This window comes from Paenibacillus sp. FSL H7-0703 (genome assembly GCF_038003485.1).
In the GTDB taxonomy this organism is placed as follows: domain Bacteria; phylum Bacillota; class Bacilli; order Paenibacillales; family Paenibacillaceae; genus Paenibacillus; species Paenibacillus polymyxa_B.
The window spans coordinates 1,325,284-1,341,273 of the sequence record NZ_JBBOPF010000001.1 but is presented as its reverse complement, the minus strand read 5'-3'; the positions used below and the strand labels follow the sequence as shown (position 1 = coordinate 1,341,273).

Annotated in this window: 15 protein-coding genes; 10 read left to right on the top strand and 5 right to left on the bottom strand. The window is 46.6% G+C overall.

The features are described 5' to 3' along the window. The first annotated feature begins 66 nt into the window (after window positions 1-66). Window positions 67-711: a TlpA family protein disulfide reductase gene (locus MHB46_RS05440; RefSeq protein ID WP_341161789.1), complete on the top strand. Its 645-nt coding sequence runs from the start codon at window positions 67-69 to the stop codon at window positions 709-711. Window positions 712-749: 38 nt separating this feature from the next. Here MHB46_RS05440 and cimA read toward each other — a convergent pair whose 3' ends face one another. Next, a complete protein-coding gene (gene cimA, locus MHB46_RS05435) occupies window positions 750-2,366 on the bottom strand; it encodes a citramalate synthase (RefSeq protein WP_341161788.1) in 1,617 nt (538 codons plus the stop codon). 293 nt (window positions 2,367-2,659) lie between these two features. Here cimA and MHB46_RS05430 point away from each other — a divergent pair, with 293 nt between their 5' ends. The 3 genes from MHB46_RS05430 to MHB46_RS05420 all read left to right on the top strand — a co-directional run bounded on the left by MHB46_RS05430 (window position 2,660) and on the right by MHB46_RS05420 (window position 6,036). Beyond that, window positions 2,660-3,940, top strand: a complete 1,281-nt coding sequence (locus MHB46_RS05430) for a DNA polymerase IV (protein ID WP_209947956.1) — start codon at window positions 2,660-2,662, stop codon at window positions 3,938-3,940. 161 nt (window positions 3,941-4,101) lie between these two features. Further along, window positions 4,102-4,344 (top strand): ferredoxin, encoded by a 243-nt coding sequence (locus tag MHB46_RS05425; RefSeq protein WP_013309730.1) that lies wholly within the window; start codon window positions 4,102-4,104, stop codon window positions 4,342-4,344. 267 nt (window positions 4,345-4,611) lie between these two features. Then, the gene (locus MHB46_RS05420) at window positions 4,612-6,036 is read left to right on the top strand and encodes a L,D-transpeptidase (protein ID WP_341161787.1); all 1,425 of its coding nucleotides are present in this window, start codon (window positions 4,612-4,614) and stop codon (window positions 6,034-6,036) included. A 27-nt stretch (window positions 6,037-6,063) separates the two neighbouring features. Here MHB46_RS05420 and MHB46_RS05415 read toward each other — a convergent pair whose 3' ends face one another. Continuing rightward, entirely contained in the window at window positions 6,064-6,210 is a 147-nt protein-coding gene (locus tag MHB46_RS05415) for a hypothetical protein (RefSeq protein ID WP_023988033.1), read from the bottom strand. Between the two features lie 218 nt (window positions 6,211-6,428). On the opposite strand from MHB46_RS05415, the gene MHB46_RS05410 reads away from it, so the two are divergent. The 3 genes from MHB46_RS05410 to MHB46_RS05400 are packed head-to-tail and all read left to right on the top strand — an operon-like array spanning window position 6,429 to window position 8,940. Next, window positions 6,429-7,523 carry a quinone-dependent dihydroorotate dehydrogenase gene (locus tag MHB46_RS05410; protein ID WP_061828594.1) on the top strand — a complete coding sequence of 365 codons (1,095 nt, stop codon included), beginning with the start codon at window positions 6,429-6,431 and terminating at the stop codon, window positions 7,521-7,523. Between the two features lie 34 nt (window positions 7,524-7,557). Next, complete coding sequence (locus tag MHB46_RS05405; RefSeq protein ID WP_023988035.1) at window positions 7,558-8,370, top strand: GTP pyrophosphokinase; 813 nt, start codon at window positions 7,558-7,560, stop codon at window positions 8,368-8,370. Continuing rightward, window positions 8,371-8,940: a DUF309 domain-containing protein gene (locus tag MHB46_RS05400; protein WP_341161786.1), complete on the top strand. Its 570-nt coding sequence runs from the start codon at window positions 8,371-8,373 to the stop codon at window positions 8,938-8,940. It begins immediately after the preceding gene. A gap of 84 nt (window positions 8,941-9,024) precedes the next feature. Here the strand turns inward: MHB46_RS05400 and MHB46_RS05395 are convergent, their stop codons facing one another. Next, window positions 9,025-9,552 (bottom strand): thioredoxin family protein, encoded by a 528-nt coding sequence (locus MHB46_RS05395; RefSeq protein ID WP_013309735.1) that lies wholly within the window; start codon window positions 9,550-9,552, stop codon window positions 9,025-9,027. Between the two features lie 163 nt (window positions 9,553-9,715). Here MHB46_RS05395 and MHB46_RS05390 point away from each other — a divergent pair, with 163 nt between their 5' ends. Both MHB46_RS05390 and MHB46_RS05385 read left to right on the top strand, forming a co-directional pair. Then, the gene (locus MHB46_RS05390) at window positions 9,716-11,380 is read left to right on the top strand and encodes an RsmB/NOP family class I SAM-dependent RNA methyltransferase (protein WP_341161785.1); all 1,665 of its coding nucleotides are present in this window, start codon (window positions 9,716-9,718) and stop codon (window positions 11,378-11,380) included. Continuing rightward, entirely contained in the window at window positions 11,377-12,159 is a 783-nt protein-coding gene (locus MHB46_RS05385) for a pseudouridine synthase (protein WP_209947963.1), read from the top strand. Before MHB46_RS05390 ends, MHB46_RS05385 begins: the two co-directional genes overlap by 4 nt. 126 nt (window positions 12,160-12,285) lie before the next feature. On the opposite strand, the gene MHB46_RS05380 is transcribed toward MHB46_RS05385, so the two are convergent. After that, a complete protein-coding gene (locus MHB46_RS05380) occupies window positions 12,286-13,467 on the bottom strand; it encodes a GGDEF domain-containing protein (RefSeq protein ID WP_341161784.1) in 1,182 nt (393 codons plus the stop codon). Window positions 13,468-13,673: 206 nt separating this feature from the next. Here MHB46_RS05380 and MHB46_RS05375 point away from each other — a divergent pair, with 206 nt between their 5' ends. Then, complete coding sequence (locus MHB46_RS05375; RefSeq protein WP_209947967.1) at window positions 13,674-14,798, top strand: glycosyltransferase family 4 protein; 1,125 nt, start codon at window positions 13,674-13,676, stop codon at window positions 14,796-14,798. Here the strand turns inward: MHB46_RS05375 and MHB46_RS05370 are convergent. Beyond that, the gene (locus MHB46_RS05370; RefSeq protein ID WP_028542811.1) at window positions 14,795-15,901 is read right to left on the bottom strand and encodes a YkvI family membrane protein; all 1,107 of its coding nucleotides are present in this window, start codon (window positions 15,899-15,901) and stop codon (window positions 14,795-14,797) included. The genes MHB46_RS05375 and MHB46_RS05370 overlap by 4 nt on opposite strands. Window positions 15,902-15,990 lie beyond the last annotated feature (89 nt).

Sequence of the window (15,990 nt, the reverse complement as noted above, 5' to 3'; positions counted from 1 at the left end):
GGGAACAGTATGGGCATCCTATGGAGAAGGTAAGGGTTATTTAGACGAAAGACAGGTGATAAGACTGTGAAAAGATTTCTTTTCATCAGAGCGATGGTTATGCTGGTTGTGGTTGGGGCTTCGTGGGGAGTTATTGAAAACACAACTTATGCAGCAAACCTGTCCATGGAAAATGCACCATTAAAAGAGGAATACGGTAGAGAAAGACTTAAAGCTGAGAAAGAGGTAGAGGATGAAACAGATGCGGTAGAGGTAATGAAAAAGATAAAGCCTGGTCAACGGCTTCCTTCTATGATTTTAAAGGGGTTAAACGGCAAGACCTACGATGTAGGGGTCACGCGCAATAAAGCTTTGGTTATTAGCTTTTGGGCTTCGTGGTGCGATCCGTGCCGATTAGAAGCGCCTATGCTGAATGAGTTGTATAGTAAGTACAAAGATGATGTGGATGTGTATGGTATCAATGTAACTCGCTATGATCGATTGGAGGATGTACAGAAGTTTTCCCGCTCTTTGGATCTCAAATTTCCCATTTTACTTGATGAGCAAGGAGCATTGTTTGAACGATTTGGAGGAGTGGCTTTTCCAACTCATGTAATGGTTGATCATCATGGACAGGTCCGCGAAATCATAATCGGCATGCTCAGTGAGCAGGAGTTGGAACGCAAAATAGAAACTCTTGAAAAAAAGAAGGTGTCTTTGGGAGCCGAGTAGACCCCAAAGACACCTTCTAAGCTCATGCGAGCACCTGATTAGTGATTAACTAATCCATGATGAGTAAGCTCTGCCTGATCGTTTTTTGGAGTCGGTGCTTCCAATAATGCGTAACGGAAGCTGTCCAAGAGAGCTTCCCAGCTGGCTTCGATTACATTTTCAGATACACCTACGTTACTCCAGACGTCCTCGTAATTTTTAGACTCAATGAGCACACGTACCTTGGCGGCAGTGGCATCCTTTTCGTCAAGCACACGTACCTTGTAGTCAGCCAAATGCATGTCCCGCAAGGCAGGGAAATATTGAGAAAGAGCCTTGCGGAGTGCGTTATCGAGCGCGTTGACAGGACCGTTGCCTTCAGCTGCGGTATAGACACTCGTCCCTGCGACATTCAGTTTCAAAAATGCCTCGGATACGACCGGGCGGCCGGCAGTTTTCTCTACCAGCACTTTGAAGGATTCAAAAGAGAACATTTCCTTCACTTCACCACCTGCTTCACGAATGAGCAGTTCCAACGAAGCATCCGCGCCTTCAAACTGGTACCCCTGATGCTCCAGTTCCTTGATGCGGCTAATTACGCCACGTGCCTCATCACTAGATGGGTCAAGGGTGATGCCCAGCTCTTGCGCTTTGGATATCACGTTGCTTTGCCCGGCCAGTTCGGAGACCAAGACCCGTTGCTTGTTCCCCACGAGTTCAGGAGCGATGTGCTCATAAGTTCGCGAGTCGCGCAGAATGGCTGACACGTGGATGCCCCCCTTATGGGCAAAAGCTGCATTGCCTACATAAGGCTGGTTCACAGGCATATTGACGTTGGCGACTTCGCTCACAAAGCGGGCTGTATTGTGGAGTTGATTTAACTTCTCAGTATCTAGACAGTCGTAGCCCAGTTTGAGCTGCAAATTAGGAATGACGGAGCACAGGTTAGCGTTACCACAACGTTCACCGTAGCCGTTGATGGTACCCTGAACCTGCCTTGCGCCTGCTTGTACAGCACTTAGAGAGTTCGCTACTGCCAATTCGCAGTCATTGTGTGTATGAATACCCAACTGCGACCTCGTTATCTGGCTTTGCAGCATAGTGACAATTTCCTGAATCTCATGCGGTAGGGTACCGCCGTTTGTATCGCACATCACGAGCCAATCCGCGCCTGCTTCTTCTGCTTTTTTCATAACGGCCATTGCATACTCGGGATTGTTTTTATATCCGTCAAAAAAATGTTCGGCATCAAAAATAACCTCCATGCCCCCTTGCTTTAAAAAGGCGATGGAGTCGTAAATCATAGACAGATTTTCCTCCAGTGTCGTCTGTAGGGCGGTGTGTACATGGAAATCCCATGATTTACCCACAAGTGTAGCAGCCTGAGCGCCGGATTCCAGAATTCGTTGTAGATTGACATCCTGTGCTGCGATGCTATCTTTGCGGCGCGTGCTGCCGAAGGCGACAATCTTTGCCTGAAGGCCTAGCTCTTGTACCCGTTTGAAAAATTCGATATCCTTGCTGTTGCTTCCGGGAATCCCGCCTTCAATATAATGAACACCGAGATCATCGAGTTTTTTGGCGATTTTCAATTTGTCATCAGCAGACAAGCTAATTCCTTCTCCTTGAGTGCCGTCTCGCAGCGTTGTGTCAAAGATAGAAATAGCGGTGGACATGAGGGACTCCTCCTTTGCGGATTGCTCAGATTGGTGATGCTCTGCTTTTTTAAGCACATTAATTTAGTTGTTTAACGCTTAAAAACAGGAAAGCGTTAGTTTGTCGTGTTCGTATGTTAGTCGATTATATCAACTTATGACTTCAATTGTAATATATAATTATCATTTTTAGCCGCAAAACCTTTATTTTTTATGTAAAATAGAAATAGCATTTAAGGGTATTTCAAGTATAAAATCAAAACACATATTCCCGCGATGACGGGTGAATTTACAGTTAAAAAGAAGGGTTGAGCATGAAAGATGTCAGTGCTTATTATCCGGCTGGTGGACGAGTTATTCTGCATGTGGATATGAATGCATTTTATTGTTCCGTTCATGCAGCGGAGGAGCCGGAGAAATATAAGGGACTGCCTACCGCGGTGGCAGGCAGTAGTGAGCTGCGCAAAGGTGTAATTGTAACCTGCTCTTATGAAGCTCGACGATTGGGCATTTCAACAGGGATGGTCGTTCAGCAGGCTCGTCGGATCTGTCCGCAGCTCATCGTAATACAGCCTGATTTTCACTTGTATCGTCGTTATTCCAAGGCATTTATGAGTATTGCCTATTCATATACGCCTATGCTGGAAGCAACTTCAATTGATGAGTGCTATCTGGATATTTCTGGCTCCAAACAGTTTGGAACACCTATGGAAATTGCTGAGGAAATCCAGCGCAGAGTAGAGGACGAACTGGGTCTCCCCTGTTCAATTGGAGTTGCTCCCAACAAGTTGCTGGCCAAAATGGCCTCTGATCTGAAAAAACCACGCGGGATATCTATTCTACGTTTGCGTGATGTACCCAACATTTTGTGGAACCTTCCTTGTGGTCAATTGTTTGGTGTGGGCCGCAAAACGGCAGATAAGCTTCTACAAATGAACATTCGCACCATTGGACAACTAGCTAAGGCTGATGAGCATATGCTGGTTGGCGTATTTGGTGTGACGGGTTCGTGGTTAAAATTGGCCGCTAATGGGATTAACCATTCTCCAGTCAGCACTGAACGGGAGCCAAACAAGTCCATTGGTCACACGACTACCCTGCCTATGGATGTGGTAAAGCTGGCAGAAGCCCAACGGGTACTTCTTAACATTAGTGATCAGGTAGCCCGGCGGCTTCGACGACACGGTATGCTGGCAGGAGGTATACAATTGACGATTCGGACGCCGGATATGAAGACCTTTACGCGTTCTCAAGTCAGGAGCACTCCTACGGAAAGTGCAGAGGACATATATAAGGAAGCTTGTGCGTTGTATCGTCGCCATTGGGGAGAAGATAAGCCTGTGCGCTTGCTGGGGATTACGCTACAGCAGCTCATTCCAAAGGAGGAAGCGGCCGTTCAAATGGATCTATTTGAATACCAGGATCAGCCTAAGAAGGAAAGCTTATTGAAGACGATGGATGCACTGCGCGATAAGTTTGGTGAAAATGCAATTTTGACCGCTGGGATGCTGGGAGATGATCCTTCGGTACTTCTTCGCAACTCCAAGTTGCGCGGAACTTCGCTGCAAAAAGACAATCTACCAACTCCGGAGTGAAACTTTTGGGTAGATTATTGCAAGCATCACAAGCTACGTTATAAGTGTTTTTTGCATGAAGGATAAAGGAAAATAATTTGTAATAATATTGGGTTTGTATTAATATGTGAATAGAATGCAAAAGCTGGTTTGTTTGACTGTATAGGAGGAAGAGAAAAGTTATGGCTAAATACACTTGGGTAGAAAAAGATACATGCATTGCTTGCGGAGCGTGTGGCGCTACAGCACCAGACATTTATGATTATGATGATGAAGGTTTGGCAGAAGTGATCTTTGAAGGGGATGCAAACCAAGGCATCAAGGCGATCTCAGAAGATTTGTTTGATGATATGCAGGATGCTTGTGACGGTTGCCCTACAGATTCCATCAAAGTAGCAGACGAGCCGTTCAATAAAGAAGGTTAAGCGTAGGCTTCTTCGATAGGCACAGCACTGACAGCTCTCTTCGCCGTATAACGGTGAAAGTAAGCTGTTGGTGCTGTTTTTTTAGATTATAGAATGGTTCAGCGGAGCTGAACTATCCTATAATCGCAAGAAAAACTTCTGCCAAGCGCGGTCTGGCTTCCGTGAGAGTACGTCGATAGACGTTTTTTTTATGTGCTGTCCATCGAGTCTATTTTTGCCGATATACATAATAGGAAGTATGCAAGATTACACGATCAGGAGGATCCGATGAACCATTCGCCTCATCTTAAATCGTATGTAAAAAAACACCCTGATAATAAAATGGCCTGGTATTTACTCGGCAAAGAGTATGAGAGCAGCGGTCAAGAGGGCAAAGCAAATTATTGCTTTAATCGCGCAGGAGAAGTGTTCGAAGCCTTCGAGCATAAACAGATTCCGGCAGACGTATGGATGGAATATCAGGATAAACTGGTTCAAATGTCCAAGGAGAAGGAGCGAAGGACGGCTCGAACGCGCCACCTGTTAACTGCGTTAATGGTACTACTGCTCATATGGGTTCCTTCAGCCAATTCACCGAGACCTTCAAATGAAAATGCATCTGTTCCATCTGGAACTGAGCAGGCAGCAATTGATAATATTGAAGTTACGAAAGTGGCCACTGCTGATCCGAAGGAGATGGCCCAGATCGGTGTGGTTGGTGGTGTGTTTACGGCTCAAGCTCGAAAAGGGAGTGGAGCTGGAACGGGGCTTACTGATTTGTTGGCTAAGACTAGCCGACTGCCGTCTAAGACTACGGTGTTGGGTATGGAGCAAGGGGGCTCATGGCTGCTCTGGAGAGAGGGTATGAAGCCATTACTTAGTGTACAGAACAAAGGAAACGGTGGATTAGTTGTTCAGTCTTACGACGCCGCTGCGTGTGCTTGCAAGCCGTCAGACAGTGAAAATCTTCGCAAAGCAGGTCTAAAATGGGCTGCTGGACAGGAGGAATTAGCTGTGTTGAATAGCTCCATGCGTGCTTTTCGCTCACAGCATCAACGTCTTCCCCAGAGTCTTGATGAACTGACTCGAGACTTTCCTGCTAACACGATGTACGGTACGACAGACGAGATGAAGAAGGCTTTTACACCTATGCGTAATTTACTTGTTTCACCAGGACAGGGAACAGGGAAGGCAGTAGATTTAGACGCTGACTCGTCGGCCGAAAGCAGTCCATTACTGGCATCGTCATTGCACGGACGACCTTTTCTGGGGCAACCGCTGCGAATTGTGGTGGACAAATCCAAGCACAGGCTCGCACTGGTGAGTGGCAATGTACTTATTCGAAATTATCCTATCGGTTTGGGCGGAGAGAAAACACCAGAAGGGAAGTTTGTGATTACCGATAAAGTAGTAAATCCGAACGGCAAATCCAACGGTGAGTTTGGCAGTCGTGGAATGCAACTGTCTGCAACGAATTATGCCATTCATGGCACGAACGAGCCGGACAGCATTGGCAAAAATGAGTCGTTGGGTTGCGTCCGAATGGGTAAAGAGGATGTGGAGGAATTGTTTGCACTCGTACCTTCGGGTACGGAGGTAGTCATTGGTAACGGGGGATTGCCTGAGCAAGTGCTTGTGCCTGGTTCTCGATTTACAAGTGAGCCGCAGCATGACCAGACGAATCCCCGCAAAACCTATCACTGGCTAAATTAACGTTTTGATGCTATTGCTACTTGGTGTTTAACGATTTCCTGCTTGTGCTAAAACAATGACCAGAATAATCACAATGATGAGGAGAACAAAGCTGACGGCGGTCCATACAATCGCTTTCTTGTTCACCTCATCCTTTTTCTTTTGCAAACTGGGCGGCTTGCGCTTGGTCTTCATATCAGCAATCCCTCTTTTCTAACGGGCTAAGGTCTTGTCTTACTATGTCCATTGTAAATGGTTTGATTATACATTTTCAATGACATCTCCATGACAACTGAATTGTTCTGGAGCTACACCTCGCAAATTACTTTCTTTTTGGTATGGAAAAAGCTAAACTATTTTGTAGAGATGTTTTTTTAGGATTGTGCAAGGGCATAGAACGGAGTGGATGAATCGTGTTGTATCGAAGGATTGCGAAACCTGTTTTTTTTAAAATGAGTCCAGAGACGGCCCATCATGTAGTCATTGACGGCTTAAAACATGCGGGCTCATTCCCTGGTGGAGCAGCGACACTGCGAGGGATGTACGGAGTCAAGGAAACGGAGGATCTTGCCGTTGATCTGTTTGGCATTCATTTTCCCAACCCGATTGGACTGGCTGCAGGACTGGATAAAAATGCAGAAGCGGTTACTGGTTTTTCTTCCATCGGGTTTGGATTTATGGAAGTGGGAACGGTGACACCTGTGGGACAGCCCGGCAATGATCGGCCCCGGTTGTTCCGACTGCCTCCCGATGAGGCGTTAGTCAATCGGATGGGCTTTAACAATCTGGGTGCTGAGAGCATGGCCAAACGTCTGGCTGCACTCAAACATCGACCTGTTCCGGTCGCAGTTAATATCGGCAAAAATAAAATCACGCCCAATGAGGATGCTCATAAGGACTATGAAAAGTGTATTTCCGCACTGTATCCGTATGCGGACTTCTTTGTAGTGAATATTAGCTCGCCGAATACGCCGGATTTACGAAAGCTCCAGCATGGTAATGAACTGAAGTCGCTATTGGAAGCGGTTCGGGCAGAGATGGGAGTTCAGGCGAAAAAGTATGGCAATGCCAAGTCTGTACTGGTTAAAATTGCGCCAGATGTATCGGATGAGGAATTGGAATATATGACAGATGCGATTGCTGCCAGTGGAGTAGACGGCATTATTGCGACCAATACAACAATATCCAGAGCTGGTCTGACGCACCGAAATGCGAGTGAAACAGGAGGGCTGAGTGGTAAGCCGCTGCGTGACCGTTCCACAGAGGTCATCGGACGGGTGTACCGCCAGACGGAAGGTAAGCTGCCTATTATCGGATCAGGCGGCATCTTCACGAGTCGTGATGCCTATGACAAAATTAAAGCAGGCGCAAGCCTGATTGAAATTTATACAGCATTGATCTACGAAGGGCCGGAAGTAAATAGGGCTATACATGCTGGCCTGCGTGAGCTGCTTCGAAAGGATGGCTTTAGACACATTACCGAGGCTGTTGGTGCAGATCACAGATAAAAAAGCGTTGTCGGAAGAGACAGGAGGTACGGGGATGGACGGAAGAGACTGGGGAACATTTTTACTGCCATACGATCAGGCGGTGGAAGAGCTTAAGGTCAAGTTCAAAACAATGCGTGCGGAGCTGAAAAAGCGCGAGGAATACGCTCCTATCGAATTCGTAACCGGACGGGTTAAAAAAATATCAAGCATCCTCGATAAGGCGAAGAGATTACAGGTTCCTTCTGATCAGCTGGAGACGGGAATCGAGGATATTGCAGGCATTCGCATTATGTGTCAATTTGTAGAGGATATTCGGCGGGTGGCCGAATATATCAGAAGACGTAAGGATTTGACCGTACTGTATGAAAAGGACTATATCACCAATTATAAAGACAGCGGCTATCGCAGCTTTCATATGATTGTGGAGTATCCAGTTCAAACAGCAGTGGGGCTGAAAATTGTGCTGGCAGAAATTCAAATCCGTACTTTGGCTATGAATTTTTGGGCAACCATAGAGCATTCTCTTAGCTATAAGTATCGTGAAAGCTTGCCTGATAATATGCGCACACGATTGAAAAAGGCAGCTGAGGCAGCCTTTGTATTGGATAATGAGATGTCTTCTATGCGTCTTGAAATATTGGAAGCGCAGAAAAAGTTCGAGGATGAAGCCAATATTGTTTCTAAAGTGCTAACAGGTATGCACCGGCTGTATTTCTACCATAAGATCAGTGAAACGATTGATGCGCAGCGCAGATTTAATGAACTGTGGGAACGGCACGACATGGAAGGAATCAAGCTGCTTCACGATGAGGTCAAAGAGATGTTAGAAGCCTCTACCAAGGAAGAAGACAGGGATGAGTATTAAATGGAAAACCTTTCCTACGAACCGCTGTACGTGACTTATTTGGTATACTTCAATCGGGATCGGGATTACTTTGAATGTCATGAGGTACTGGAAGAGCTGTGGCTTAAGCTGGACCGTGACCCTGTATATAAAGGTTTGCTGCAAGTTGCTGTAGGACTGTATCATTTCCGGAATGGTAACTATCGTGGTGGACATATGATGCTGAATAGTGCGGTCCACAGGCTGGAGCATGCTCCTTCGCAGGCGCTGGGCATTAATATGGCGAAGCTGGTGAACGAGGCGCGCGTTTGCGCCCGTCAGCTTGCTGAAGCAGTTATGACCGGTACGGAAGAGCTTCAGCACCAACCGCCGGTTTATCGGGATTTGACGATAGAAATCGTCGAGCCCGGGCTGCGCAGGGCCGTGGAGAAGGCATCGTCGTCCATTCCAGTCAACATCCCGCAGCAGAGAGGTCCTCGGCGTGGGGAAAAGCATGAGCAGCGTCAGCAGGCGCTGGCAGCTTCAATTAGGCGAAGACAGGCAGCTGGCGGCTCAGGCTCTGTCTCGGCGGAAACGAAGGATACGCCTTGAGTTTGAAGCTCATGATAAGCAAGCAGCCCGATCCGTTTCATAAGGATCGGGCTGCTTTATCGTTTCAGGTGTGTGAACGTTTGACTAGGAGGTTACGTTCTTTTTATATTTCTCAAAGAAGGCTTTGAAATCGTCGAGTGTGTACCCATTGTCCGAAGGACTTTCCTTCAACCCGCCTACCATACGTTCCTTTTCCACGCCTTTTTCGTAATAAATGAGCGTAGGGGTATACTCAATCTTATACTTGTCCCAGCCATCCTCATACTCACGCAGGTTAAATTCGTGCATCGTAATGTTCTCCTGCTTGCTCAAAGGCAAGAGCTTAGGGGTAGTGGCGCGGCAATGCACACAGTCGGACGCGAAATGATAGACGAAGAAGTTTTCCTTTTTGTCAATTTTACTCTGTAGATCTTCCGGCTTAATAATTTGCTGATAGTTCGGGTCATTTAACAGCTCTTGAGTAGCAGGATTTAACGAGGCTGTGGAAACGCCATACAGCTTGTTTTTAGTGCCTGAATTTAAAGCGAGCAGCACTCCAAGCAAAATGACCAGCACAACAAAAAAGCCGATGACAGGTATAAGCTTTTTTTTGTTGGATTTTTGTGCGTTCAATGCAATCTCTCCTATCAAAATTCAAAATATGTAGCTATGAATCTCATTATTATACAACATTACAGATTGTAGTGAAAGTTCGTAAATCACACCGATATTGCAGGATAACAGGTTGAATATGGTACAATAAAATTTATTTTAAAAGGACAGGATGATTACGATTATGGGTGTACAGCTCCCCACAGCATTTGTAAAGCGCATGGAGCAACTGCTCGGCGACGAATTTGAAGCATTTATGACCGCCTACGACCACACGCCCCATGCCGGGATTCGCGTCAATACGTTAAAAATTTCGGTGGAGGACTTTAAGGAACGTTCTCCGTTCGAACTGCGGCCAATTCCATGGTGTGCCACGGGTTTTTACATTCCGCACGGTACGAAGCCGGGGTTACATCCTTACTACCATGCGGGACTGTACTATATACAGGAACCGAGTGCAATGTCTCCGGTTGAACTGCTCAATGTAGCTCAAGATGAAGCTGTATTGGACTTGTGCGCTGCACCGGGCGGGAAATCGACCCAAATAGCGGCCAAACTACAAGGAAGCGGCGTATTGGTGACTAATGATATTAGCGCGGACCGAACCAAAGTGTTGGCTAAAAATGTGGAATTGTACGGTGTGCGTAATGCCGTGGTACTGAATGAAAGCCCGGATCGAATCGCCGATGCCTTTCCTCATTTTTTTGACAAGATACTAATTGACGCACCTTGCTCGGGAGAAGGTATGTTCCGCAAAGATGAGGATATGGCAAAACAATGGGAAACGCATTCGGTGGATAAATGTGTAGTCATGCAACGGGACATTTTGCGTGTAGCGGCCTCGATGCTGAGCACAGGAGGGAGAATTGTCTATTCGACCTGCACCTTTGCGCCAGAAGAAAATGAAGGAATGATCGCAGAATTTCTGGAGGCTCATCCCGATTTTGACGTAGTCCCTGTTCCGTCGGAGGCAGGTTTTGCACCAGGCCACCCGGAATGGATGAGTGAAGAGGTCGCGGCATCACATCCCGAACTGCGGGGAACAGCACGCCTTTGGCCGCATCTCGTAGAGGGAGAAGGCCATTTTATCGCTGTGTTGCAACACCAAGGTGGTCGTGTCACTGGAACTGAAGATCACACTGAATCCGGGGATTTGACTCCATTTGAGGGCAAGAATGACAGGGCATTGAACATAGATGCAGCGTATCCACGGAAAAAGCAGTTTTTGTCCGTCAAGGAAGCACTGACGCCAAGCGGTCAAGGAAGACATGCGACTGGTGAGCCTAAACGAAGTGGAAAAGGAATGGACGGGAAGTCCGGTAAAGGAAAGTCCGCGCGCGGCTTGGGTGGCAATAAGTCTCGTTCTGGCAAAGAGAATGTAAAATCCGCTGCACGCTCCCCACAAGATGTACTGGAGTCCTATCACCAATTTGTGAAGGATCAGCTGGAGGTGTCCTTTACAGGCTATACGGTGGTCTATGGAGATCGTATTTATCAGTCGCCATTGGCATCCCATCGTTTGGACGGCCTTAAGGTGGTGCGACCAGGCTGGTTTATGGGTACCGACAAGAATGGTCGCTTTGTGCCTTCACACCCGTTGGCGGTGGCATTACGCCCTTCAGAAACGGCTAGAAGCATCAATCTCTCCAGTTCAGATGCTGAGGCCATCCGGTATTTAAAAGGGGAGACCTTGTCCATCCCCGTTGAGAGAATGGCACTGCGGAACGAAGTCCAGCCCAAAGGCTATACTCTCGTGTGCATTGATGGTTATTCGGCTGGGTGGGGCAAATGGCAGGACGGCATGCTCAAAAATGAATACCCTACAGGTTGGAGGTGGACATCGGTATGAGTGGAAAAGGGAGACAAACGCAACGTTTGGATAAAGTTTTAACCCATATGGGATATGGTTCCCGTAGTGATATCAAGCGACAGGTGAAGCAAGGGATGATCACAGTAAACGGGAGGATCACCAAGGATAACGGCTTACAGGTTCATCCATACCAGGATCAGATTGAAGTGAACGGGGAACGTGTTGTTTTTCGGGAGTATATTTACATCATGCTGCACAAGCCACCGGGCGTTATATCTGCAACTGAAGATACGAGGGAGCGGACGGTGCTGGATTTGCTGAGCGCGGAGGAACGACACTTTGAGCCTTTTCCAGTAGGACGCTTAGACAAAGATACAGAAGGGCTATTGTTGTTGACCAACGATGGTAAGCTAGCGCACGAACTACTTTCTCCACGGCGGCATGTCCCTAAAACATATGAGGCTACCGTATCGGGGCATGTCACGGAGGAGGACATTCATCAATTTACAGCAGGAGTGGAACTGGATGATGGGTATGTTACACTTCCCGCGCAGTTGACCATTCTTCGCCACGAACATCCGCACCAGGCAGATGGAGAAGTCATTTCCTATATTTCGCTTGTAATCCATGAGGGAAAGTTTCATCAAGTGAAGCGTATGTTCGAAGCGGTTGGTAAAAAGGTGACCTATTTAAAAAGAATAGCTATGGGGCCATTAAAGCTAGATGAACAGCTTCCACTGGGCAGCTATCGAGAGCTGACTAGTGAAGAACTGGCATGGATCGGCCGGGATATAGCATCTGCAACGTCAGAAGTTTGATGGGCAGATTAAATATAAATGACGCACAGGCTCTTGTGAAATTCCTGTGCGTCATTTTATGATAATAGACAACCAGACAGAGAATTATTCAAACTCAACGTTCAACACTGGATCGCAGTTTACGAATTATTGTGCGCGTGCTGCCCGACTCTTTTTCACTTCAGCTGCTGTATAAGCTGTAACCTTGTTTTTACCTGTCGTTTTGGATATGTACATCGCTTGATCGGCCTGCTTGACCAGTTCATCCGGGTTCATTTCCTTCTTCACTGTACTGTGTCCGACACTGATGGTGACAATGCTTTCTTCCGCGACCCGCTCGCGGATACGTTCTGCGACATGTCCAACCTTGGCACGTCGATCTACAACCATTGCGACCAGTTCCTCGCCACCGTATCGTCCGGTCAGTCCGATTTCATCCAGTTCATCCTCCATAATCTGTGCCACCTGTTTGAGTACTTCATCCGCACGAGCATGGCCTTGCGTATCATTCAACTTTTTGAAATTGTCAATATCGCAAAAAATGACCGACACGCGGATTCCTTGATCCATATATCGCCGTAGTCGTCCCGAAAAATATTTACGGTTATATAGCCCTGTCAAGCCATCGGTGATGGAAGAACGGTAAATCCTTTGGAGCAGCTCCACAATCCGTTCAAACAGGATGAGGAATAGCGTAGTGTAGTACAGCAATGGTAAAAATGACATATATATATCTGTGTTTGACCTGCTAGCTTCTGCAGGGATGTCATTTCGCAGCCACAAATAGCCGAGCCAGAGCAAATACATGGATAAGCCCGCTACATACTTCTTTGGCTGTCCGATTCGTGGGGTGATGAACACAAGGCTCAGTATAAGTACCAGTACTCGATAAAACAGAGTGAACCCAACCAGTTTCGCTGCGCTGATCCAAGCGGGCAACAAACCTGCAGTCCAGGCAATAACCGGCAATATCAATAACGCACCCAGCAGCAGCAAGGTCCATGTCTGCGCACGTTTCAGCTTCCGGTAGAGTTGAAATACGGCGGCATTGATGAGCACGAAGGCAGACGCCTCCAGCACATTTTTCCACACGATTCCTTGGAGTTGCATCTTGCCTCCACCTGCTGAATAGAGATTCATGGCTTCATATGTCATAATAATAATAGCGGCAACCGAAAAAAGGATATAGGCTTTTTTTCGTTGTCTGCTATATATGATCACGCACATCAGTGCCATCATGAGTATAATATACAAACCGCAGGCTGCACTTACGGCCCCGGCCAGAGATGGGAAACCCAAGGTTCCCGATAAGGACAACAACGTCAACATCACCGACTCCATTTGCAAAAATAGTCAATCTATTGAACGGTTGATATCGTTCCGATACAATAGACAGGATTTATCCTATTTAAAATGTTATAATTTTCTTTTGTGACTAACATTTATTCTCAATATATCATCTTTCAGAAAATCCGGAAACCTATACATACAATCTGTGATCCGGGCAGTTTAATGCTTGAAAGGGGAAGCACGTCATGAAATTGCTACAGGCTCTCTTTTTCCCACCCGAGCAACCGGGAGGCGTTTCATCCATGATTCCATATCTGCAAGAGCGATTTACATCCCCCCGTTGGGAAATGGAGCTATTTTCAATCCCTAAACGGATTCGTAACAAGGGTAGGGACGAAGTAACTTTTGACACCTTTGACTGGACGAGATATGAACAATATCCAATCGTTCAAAAATATATTCAGACGTACCGTGACTATTTATGGTGGACACGGCTTCGTATTCAGAAGCCCTATGACCTCATTCATGCTCATCATCCGATTGCGGGAATCGCCATGAAAACTGTTTTTCCTGACATTCCGCTCGTACAGACGATTCACTCTTCCTATGAGAAGGAGTTAATTCTAAACGGGAAAATAGAGGAGAACGGGCCTGAACACCAATTCTTGGTGTCACTGTATGGGGAAATGGAGCAGAAGGCGGATCGTCTGATAGCGGTATCTCATTCTTTTCAGCATTACTTAACTCCTTACGTTCAGAATCCGCAAGACATTGCAGTCATTCCGAATGGATATGATGAGAAGCGCTTCAAACCCATTCCACACGAAAATGAAGTGACACAGCTCATAACCGTTTGTCGCCTTGTTCCGGCGAAAGGACTGGATATTTTATTGGGGGCCTGTGCTGAACTTAAAAAAAGAAATCTGGATTTTGTGCTTCATATTATTGGAGACGGCCCGGTTCGCCCTGAGCTGGAAGAGATGGCGCGACAGCTCGATATATACCATGAGACGATTTTTTATGGATATACCCTTCATCCAGAAGAGTTTATGCCTTTCTTTGATGTATTTGTCTTGCCTTCTCGGGCGGAGGCCTTTGGTTCGGTATTTGCGGAAGCAGCGTTAAGTTGCCTGGCATTGGTAGGTACAGAAGTGGGAGGAATACCGGAGCAGATTGAAGATGGGGTAAATGGTCTGCTCGTGCCACCCGACAATCCGAGGGCACTGGCAGACGCATTAGAAAAGGTCATTGCTGACCCTGCCTATCGTTATGAGCTGGCTAGATCTGCCTGCGATAAAGCTAAATCAAGCTATTCTTTAAGTCGGGCGGTTAACGAGTTGAAGAAAATGTATTTGAAATTTCCACATTAACCATGACGAGTACCACCTGGTTTGGAATCGGAATGCCGAAAGCTGGAGCGAGGACGTGAGGAACGGAAAGGTCTCCTGCGTCCTGCTATGATCAGTTTGCTAACCCACATCAGACTGAGCATTCCGAAAATAGGATAAAGGACAGATAACAGTGAACTGAAGCCGAACTGACTGATTAAAAAACAGGTGAGCATAATGAATAGTGTGATGAGCTTGGGCGAAATTTGGACATGCTGACGAATTTGCAGACTGACTCCATAAATGTCGGCTACAAAGGTACTGAAGATTTCCATGAAAATGAGTAGAATGTATATGATTTCGACAAAGGCACCCAGACGGTAAGCAATGCTTCCCATAGGGATTTCAAATTGCTGAATACCCGGCATATGTGCTGACATGGCAAAGTGTGCAGCCATTAGCATAAACCCGACACCAACTCCGCCCAAAACTCCGCCCCAGCGGATAGTTCTTCGGGAAAAGGTTTGGCTGCCAAGTGGTACAAGCACGGCTTGGGCCATAGTTAGGTTAAAGGACGTGTACAGCAGTGGAGAGAGCAAGGTTCGAAATGTACTGTGATCTGTCGTATTCGTAATAAAACTCTGAGGATTGGGCATGGAGAGCGTGCTGTGAACGAGCAGAAGAGACATGATGATCATCAGAGGGACAACCACGGTGTTCATGTGCAAGATGGCCTTAATGCCTTTACTTAGCAGCAAATAAGTACCAATCAGTGTAATAAGCAGTCCGGTTTGGTAATGCAGGTGAAGGTGCTCTACAAAAACAGAGCCGGCTCCTGCCAGCATGACGCTGTTTACGCCAATCAACACGATGAGTGTGAACCAGCTAATCCATTTCCCGGCATTGGCACCAAAAAGATGTTTGTTCAGGTCCTCGTAGGATTTGGCTGAAATATCATGTGCGATCAGCATCATTTTCGTACCCAACCATACAAATATGATTGTGGATAGCATAATAGTGAGTGTAGCCCAACGACCATACTGCGTAAAAAATTGCAGAATTTCTTGTCCGGTAGCAAATCCGGCACCGACGATTGTACCGATGTATGTAAAAGCAATTTGAAAAACATGAATATTACGTTTCATCCCCAGTCCCTCCTTGCTTGCTTGAATAACGCTGCAGCGAGCATATAATACAAACTATGTTCAACTGAAATAGGACATGACTGGATGAG

Excerpts from the sequence above, each read along its gene's own strand:
- MHB46_RS05385 (WP_209947963.1), top strand. The coding sequence starts at position 11,377 with ATGAGTGGAAAAGGGAGACAAACGCAACGTTTGGATAAAGTTTTAACC.
- MHB46_RS05420 (WP_341161787.1), top strand. The coding sequence starts at position 4,612 with ATGAACCATTCGCCTCATCTTAAATCGTATGTAAAAAAACACCCTGAT.
- MHB46_RS05370 (WP_028542811.1), bottom strand. The coding sequence starts at position 15,901 with ATGAAACGTAATATTCATGTTTTTCAAATTGCTTTTACATACATCGGT.
- MHB46_RS05425 (WP_013309730.1), top strand. The coding sequence starts at position 4,102 with ATGGCTAAATACACTTGGGTAGAAAAAGATACATGCATTGCTTGCGGA.
- cimA (WP_341161788.1), bottom strand. The coding sequence starts at position 2,366 with ATGTCCACCGCTATTTCTATCTTTGACACAACGCTGCGAGACGGCACT.
- MHB46_RS05430 (WP_209947956.1), top strand. The coding sequence starts at position 2,660 with ATGAAAGATGTCAGTGCTTATTATCCGGCTGGTGGACGAGTTATTCTG.
- MHB46_RS05415 (WP_023988033.1), bottom strand. The coding sequence starts at position 6,210 with ATGAAGACCAAGCGCAAGCCGCCCAGTTTGCAAAAGAAAAAGGATGAG.
- MHB46_RS05400 (WP_341161786.1), top strand. The coding sequence starts at position 8,371 with ATGGAAAACCTTTCCTACGAACCGCTGTACGTGACTTATTTGGTATAC.
- MHB46_RS05405 (WP_023988035.1), top strand. The coding sequence starts at position 7,558 with ATGGACGGAAGAGACTGGGGAACATTTTTACTGCCATACGATCAGGCG.
- MHB46_RS05375 (WP_209947967.1), top strand. The coding sequence starts at position 13,674 with ATGAAATTGCTACAGGCTCTCTTTTTCCCACCCGAGCAACCGGGAGGC.
- MHB46_RS05390 (WP_341161785.1), top strand. The coding sequence starts at position 9,716 with ATGGGTGTACAGCTCCCCACAGCATTTGTAAAGCGCATGGAGCAACTG.
- MHB46_RS05380 (WP_341161784.1), bottom strand. The coding sequence starts at position 13,467 with ATGTTGACGTTGTTGTCCTTATCGGGAACCTTGGGTTTCCCATCTCTG.